The sequence below is a fragment of the Microcystis sp. CS-574 genome (genome assembly GCF_028329095.1).
In the GTDB taxonomy this organism is placed as follows: domain Bacteria; phylum Cyanobacteriota; class Cyanobacteriia; order Cyanobacteriales; family Microcystaceae; genus Microcystis; species Microcystis ichthyoblabe_A.
Window position 1 is genome coordinate 49,170 of the sequence record NZ_JAQMSY010000208.1, and the last position, 6,117, is coordinate 55,286.

Annotated in this window: 4 protein-coding genes and 1 pseudogene; all 5 read right to left on the minus strand. The window is 44.0% G+C overall.

Annotated features, from left to right (window positions below):
• Positions 1-23 precede the first annotated feature (23 nt).
• Positions 24-289, minus strand: a pseudogene (locus PN470_RS16780) (ISAzo13-like element transposase-related protein); the annotation flags it as partial.
• Positions 290-533: 244 nt separating this feature from the next.
• On the minus strand, positions 534-1,442 hold the full coding sequence (locus PN470_RS16785; RefSeq protein ID WP_103112863.1) for a LysM peptidoglycan-binding domain-containing M23 family metallopeptidase: 909 nt from the start codon (positions 1,440-1,442) through the stop codon (positions 534-536).
• A 20-nt stretch (positions 1,443-1,462) separates the two neighbouring features.
• Positions 1,463-2,761, minus strand: a complete 1,299-nt coding sequence (locus PN470_RS16790; RefSeq protein ID WP_002777299.1) for a homoserine dehydrogenase — start codon at positions 2,759-2,761, stop codon at positions 1,463-1,465.
• A gap of 141 nt (positions 2,762-2,902) precedes the next feature.
• The gene (locus tag PN470_RS16795) at positions 2,903-4,258 is read right to left on the minus strand and encodes a (Fe-S)-binding protein (protein WP_271938500.1); all 1,356 of its coding nucleotides are present in this window, start codon (positions 4,256-4,258) and stop codon (positions 2,903-2,905) included.
• Between the two features lie 9 nt (positions 4,259-4,267).
• A complete protein-coding gene (locus tag PN470_RS16800) occupies positions 4,268-5,554 on the minus strand; it encodes an FAD-binding oxidoreductase (protein ID WP_272104834.1) in 1,287 nt (428 codons plus the stop codon).
• Between the last annotated feature and the right edge of the window lie 563 nt (positions 5,555-6,117).

The window sequence follows — 6,117 nt, forward strand, 5'->3', positions numbered from 1 at the left end:
AAGACAGTTTTTAGCCAACCATCTTAGTTAAATACAAACCAGGTCTTATCATAATAGATATCAATAAACCATTGGCCCAAATTGGGAAAGTCTTGATTCGTTAATTCTGGGAGACGTTCGATTTTTTCTTCAATTTTTTCCCTGGCTTTTTTAGCAAGCTTTACTCCTTTTTGTAAATTTCAGTAATCAACTTAACAATCGGGTGTTTTCCTTTTCAAGTCATAGTTTGGGCGAATTTAAAGGCTGTTTCGATTTCATCTAAAATACTCCCATTCCAAGGGTTTTCTAGCCCAATTCTAAGACTGTTTGTGCCATGAATCTTCTTTTAGTTGCATCTTTTAATTGAAGTGCAGTTTCACTGAGCAATTTCTTGAGGGAATCAGTTAATTCCATATACACTTAAAAGGAAAAACTTGATTAATAATGTACAGGATTAATTCTACTACAAAATCGGGAAGGAGGGGGCAATCATCGACCCCTCCCTCTCACACTCCGAGAATGAATAGTTTATTTTTTGGAAGTCCCTTAACTGGTTACTTTTGACTTGATTGCGGGTCGATTTGGGGCAAATGCAAAGCCGGATCCTGCGCTGTCCAACCGACGGGAGTATCTAAGCGCACCTCAAAATGAAGATGGGGGGGAATAATATCCGGTTGTCCCGTGGTGCCAACCGCACCGATAACGTCTCCTGCTCGTACCCGTTGGTCAATTCTCACTGTAACCCTGCTTAAATGGGCATAACGGGTCTGCCGGCGACCTAAATGATTAATTACTACCAAATTACCATAGGCCCCCTCCTGACCCACATAAATCACGAGACCATCCTCGGCGGCTAGAACGGGTGTACCAATTGGGGCGAGAAGATCAACACCACTATGAAAGAGATTTTTCTGTTCCGTGGGGCTTTTTTGCCAACCGTAGATTAGGCCAGCACTACTGGCCAAGGGTAAGGGATAAGAACTTAATCCAGTATAATCCGATCGCTTGCCGGCGGCGGACCAATTGGTGCCGGGGATAAAAACTATTGTCGGCCGGCGACCACAACCGTTAAGCTCAAAGAGTATATCTGCACGAATACCATAGGCCGCTTCTAAATCTCGCCAAGTGGAACCCTTGGGTGCTTCGATGCGAATGCCGTTCATCGGGGGAATAAAGATTTCTTTCCCCACGGGGGCCAGACCATTTTTGAGAATAGTCGGATTGAGTTTAATTATCGTTGCGGGGATGAGAGCGTATTTTTCGGCGATGGAGGCGATCGTTTCTCCCGCTTGGATTTTATGGCGTTGTAACCTTGATAAAATCGGTAGGGGACAAACATTATCAGACCCTTGGGCAAAAATTAATTTTTGATTTAAGCCCAAAAAACCTAGACAAAAAAACAAAATTGTGCTGGTCAAACTTAGCCAACTTTTCTCACTTCTGATTCTCCGACCCATGTCCATAAAAAAAGCGATCTCTATAATTACAAAACCCGGAGAATACTAGGAATACTGTCAATAGCTTCTAAAGACTCTATGGCTGCTAAAGCGTTGCGGAAATTGCCCTCGCGTACATCGTGGGTGACAACGACAATTTCGGCTAAATCACCCCTAATACCAATTTGTACCACGGATTCTAGACTAACCCCATGGTCGCCGAAAGCCATACCTAAATGACCGATTACCCCCGGCACATCGCGACAGAGAAAACGAGCATAAAAACGGGTCGATAAATCCTCCATCGGGGCGATTTGACAATAATGCTGGTGAATACAGCTTAAAAGCGGGTCAAGTTCCTTGGTTTTGCCACTACTTTTTAAAATTCCGACGATATTCATCACATCCGATACTACTGCACTGGCCGTCGGTCCGCCACCGGCACCCGGTCCATAAAACATCACTTGTCCCAAGGGTTCCCCCTCGACCAGAATAGCGTTATAGACTCCGTTAGCATTAGCGAGGGGATGGATTTTCGGTACTAGGGTTGGATGAACCCGCAACTCTAGGGTATCGGAATCCTCCTTAACCGTATCTTTTGCGATCGCTAATAATTTAATCACAAATCCCAGTCTATCAGCGTAGGCGATATCGACGGCGCTAACTTGCCGGATACCTTCACAGTAAACATCTTCCCGTTTTACCCGACCTCCAAAACCCAGAGAGGCTAAAATAGCGATTTTATCGGCCGCGTCGAATCCATCCACGTCCGCAGTGGGATCCGCTTCTGCATAGCCTAATTCCTGAGCTTTGGCCAGAACTTCGCTAAAATCTGCCCCTTTTTGGCTCATTTCCGTGAGAATATAGTTAGTTGTGCCGTTGACAATTCCCATGATGCTGCTGATGCGATTAGCGCCGAGGGATTGTTTTAAGGGTTTAATGACGGGAATTCCACCACCCACGGCCGCTTCTAGGAGGACATAAACCCCCTTTTCGTTGGCCTTGGCGTAGATTTCATCGCCAAAACGGGCAATAACCGCCTTATTTGCCGTAACAACGTGCTTTCCCGATGCGATTGCTTGGAGAATTAAAGAGCGTGCCGGTTCCAAACCCCCCAATAATTCGACAATAATATCAATTTCGGGGTCAGTAACGATCGATTCTAGGTCAGTGGTCAACAGTTGGGGAGAAAGCTCGATTTCTCTCGGTTTATCTAGGGATCTAACTCCCACTCGTCCAATGGTAATCTCTTTGAGTACGGGATGACGACCAAAAGGATCGAGGAGGATTTTCGCTGTTCCCGTCCCCACAACCCCGAAACCGAGTAAACCAATCTTAAAGGTCACGCTTTTATCTCCTGCTAGTCCGACGCAAAAAATACTAATGGCCAAGCTGTCGCCATTGTCGATTCTATCATTACAGGGTCTTTGTCTGTGGGGTTTTCTTTTGCTTCCCTGACACCACTAACACAACTCAAATGGTGGGAGTTAGCCAATTTTCAGCCCGCGAATCGCATAATCTAATAATTCGATGGGATGAATAACGGGTGTATCTTTTCCCTGTAATTGTAGATGTTTTTTAATTTGTAGGGAACAACCCGGATTAGGAGAAGCAATCACCGCAGCCCCAGTATTTAATAAATTGCGTACTTTCTGCTGACCTAATTCATCGGCAGTATCTGGCTGTAGCATATTATAAACTCCGGCACTGCCACAACACAAAGCCGCATCGATAGGTTCTTTTAAGTTAATATTGGGGATTTTTTGCAATAATTGTCGTGGCTGCACCGAGATTTTTTGTCCGTGTAAAAGATGACAGGCATCTTGATAAACTAGGGTTAATTCTGTCTCGGTAATCGGGGATAAATCAGCAGTTAACCCCACTGCGGCTAAAAATTCTTGGGCATCGCGTACTTTAGCCACAAACTCCTTAGCCTTATCTTTATATTCAGGATCATCGGCTAAAATATGATGATATTCCTTGAGAGTATGACCACAACCCGCCGCGTTGATAATAATATAATCAACCTCGGTTTCTGCAAAACTATCAATCATTTGTCTGGCCAAACTTTGTGCTTGTTTTTCCTGTCCTTGGTGTGCGGGTAAAGCGGCACAACAACCCTGGGTTTTTGGGATAACCACTTCACAACCATTGGCAGTTAAAACCCGCACTGTCGCTTCATTTACTGGCGAGAAAAAGAGGCGCTGCACACAACCTAAAACCACCCCTACCCGATAGCGTTTTTCCGTTTGGGAAGGAATAACATCGGGATAGTTTTTAAACAGAGAATTTAGGGTAATTTTGGGTAAAATTGATTCCATGGCCGCTAGACGAGGAAAGAGCATTTTTAAGATACCCGATTTCCTGACTAGGGTTTGTAATCCTAGGGTTTGATATAACCAGAGGAAAGGTAAAAATAATTTGAGACGGACGGGATAGGGAAAGAGATTAAAAATGAGAAAACGAATAATTTTATCTTTAAAACTGCGGGGTTGATTGCGTTCCACCTGCGGACGAACTGCGGCGATTAATTGATCGTATTGTACTCCCGATGGACAGGTACTAACACAGGCTAAACAGCCTAAACAAGTATCAAAATGTTGGCTAGTGGTTTCGTCTAAAACCGCTTCCCCTTTATTGATGGCATTCATCAGATAAATTCTGCCCCGGGGGGAGTCCATTTCTTTGCCAATGACTCGATAACTGGGACAGGTAGATAGACAAAAACCACAGTGAACACAACTATCGATTAATTCTTGAGCGGGGGGATTTTTGGGGTCAAATCCTTGATTTTTTTGGTCGATTAATTCTTGAAAGTTAAGGGAATGTTCGGAGGTTTGCATAATTTTTAATTAGATTTTGTTAAGAAAGCGTTCAGGACTAAAAATACCTTGAGGATCGAATTTAGTTTTTAGGGTTTTCATCATGGTAATCGCGTTACCTGTATAGCCCCAAGGTTCAATTTTTTCTTTTAGCGATGGAGGTGCGGTTAACACCGTTAAATAACCCTGATTGTCATGGCATAAAGAGCGAATTTTGTCAAGATTTTCCTCCGATTTTAAGATAACTTTACCCACGCCGCTACTAATATTAATCGAGGCTAGTCCGTTAATTTGGTCGATAACTAGAGCTAAACTGCTGGGTAATAATCCTATTTTGCCGAAAAAATTGCCCTCTTGGTCATAATTATCGATTGTTTTTCGGTATCTTTGCCATAGAGAAATTTCTTCCTCATCCCGATAATAATTAGTCTGACAATCTAACTGTTGCCCAAAATAACTTACCTGTTGCGATTGTTCGCTAATACTTTCGGGAATGCTTTGAAAACGCAGCAGTAAAGCGACTTTTTCCCCTAATCCTAGTGCTTGCGTCATCCCTGGGTTTAAACATTCAGCCACGGTGGGAGTTAGGGACGATTGCCGAATAACTTGACTCAATTTGCTAATATTTTCGCTATTTCCAGTGATTATCAGGGTTTCTGAGTTAGGGGTTTCGGGATACAGTCGCAGGGTAATTTGATCGATAATCCCCAAAGTGCCGTAGGAACCCGTAAATAGCTTCATCATGTCGTATCCCGCCACATTCTTGACCACACGCCCTCCAGCTTTAGCAATCTCGCCATCGTGACGGATAAAGGAGAATCCTAGTATCAGATCCCGGACTCCACCGTATCTTTGCCGCCATGTTCCGGCATCGGCCGTGGCCATAATACCGCCAATCGTGGCATTATCGGCGTAACTGGGATCAAGAGGAATAAATTGACCGCTAGAAGCCAAAAAAGCCTGTAAATCCGCTAGTTTAAGCCCAGATTCCACGGTTATAGTTAAATCTCCCCTAGCATGGTCAATAATCTGGTTGAGATTTTGGCTACTGACTAAAATATCGGGTGACTGGACTAATCCACCCCAATCTAATTTACTGCCTTGACCGTAGGCCAGTAAAGACAGACGATTTTCGTTGGCAAAACGCACCAGAGAGGCTAAAGCGGCCGTATTAGCGGGATAGACTATAATTTCAGGACTTTTGCCCCTAATGGCCCTTGATAATCTTTCTTGTTCCTCTTTTGGCACTTGTGGCCAAGCTATAACCGTCGTGTCGGCGGGTAAAATAGAAGTTATCTGAACAGCGATCGCAGTCATATTTGAGAAAAGAATTGAGGAGTGAGGGGTGAGGAATTACCGGCCGATAATGGCGAAGAATGGGGGTAATGCTGGGGCTAATCAGTAATTTTGGGACTCTATTAATCAGATTACCTTAGTTTGGCTCTCCATCTCCGATGTCAGGCAATTCTAGCAATACTGAGGCACAAAGAAGTCAGCTTAATAACTAAGGGACTTGCGTAGGAATAATATCCCAGCCAGAAAATCGCTCTGTAGAAGAACCAGACCAGCCAGATGGTACATTATCAAAGCGCAAGTCCCTTAGTTGGCGGCAAGCTGCCGGCAACTAAGCCGAAAATTTCAGGGTTCCCCCAGTAATTCTCAATAAACAGTGCTTGTTGAGAATGGCTGGGCAATCAGACTTAACATCTAGCGGCGAGATGTTCGAGTAGTGCTTAAGTTTTATTACCCCTTGAAATCAATCCATCTGGTCAAGATAAGAGATAATATTCCTGGCAAGGTTTGGGAAAAAATCTCAAAATGTTGCGCCTCTCAGCCGTTAAGTTGCTAATCTTTTGATTGTCTTGAATAGGTCGGAGATG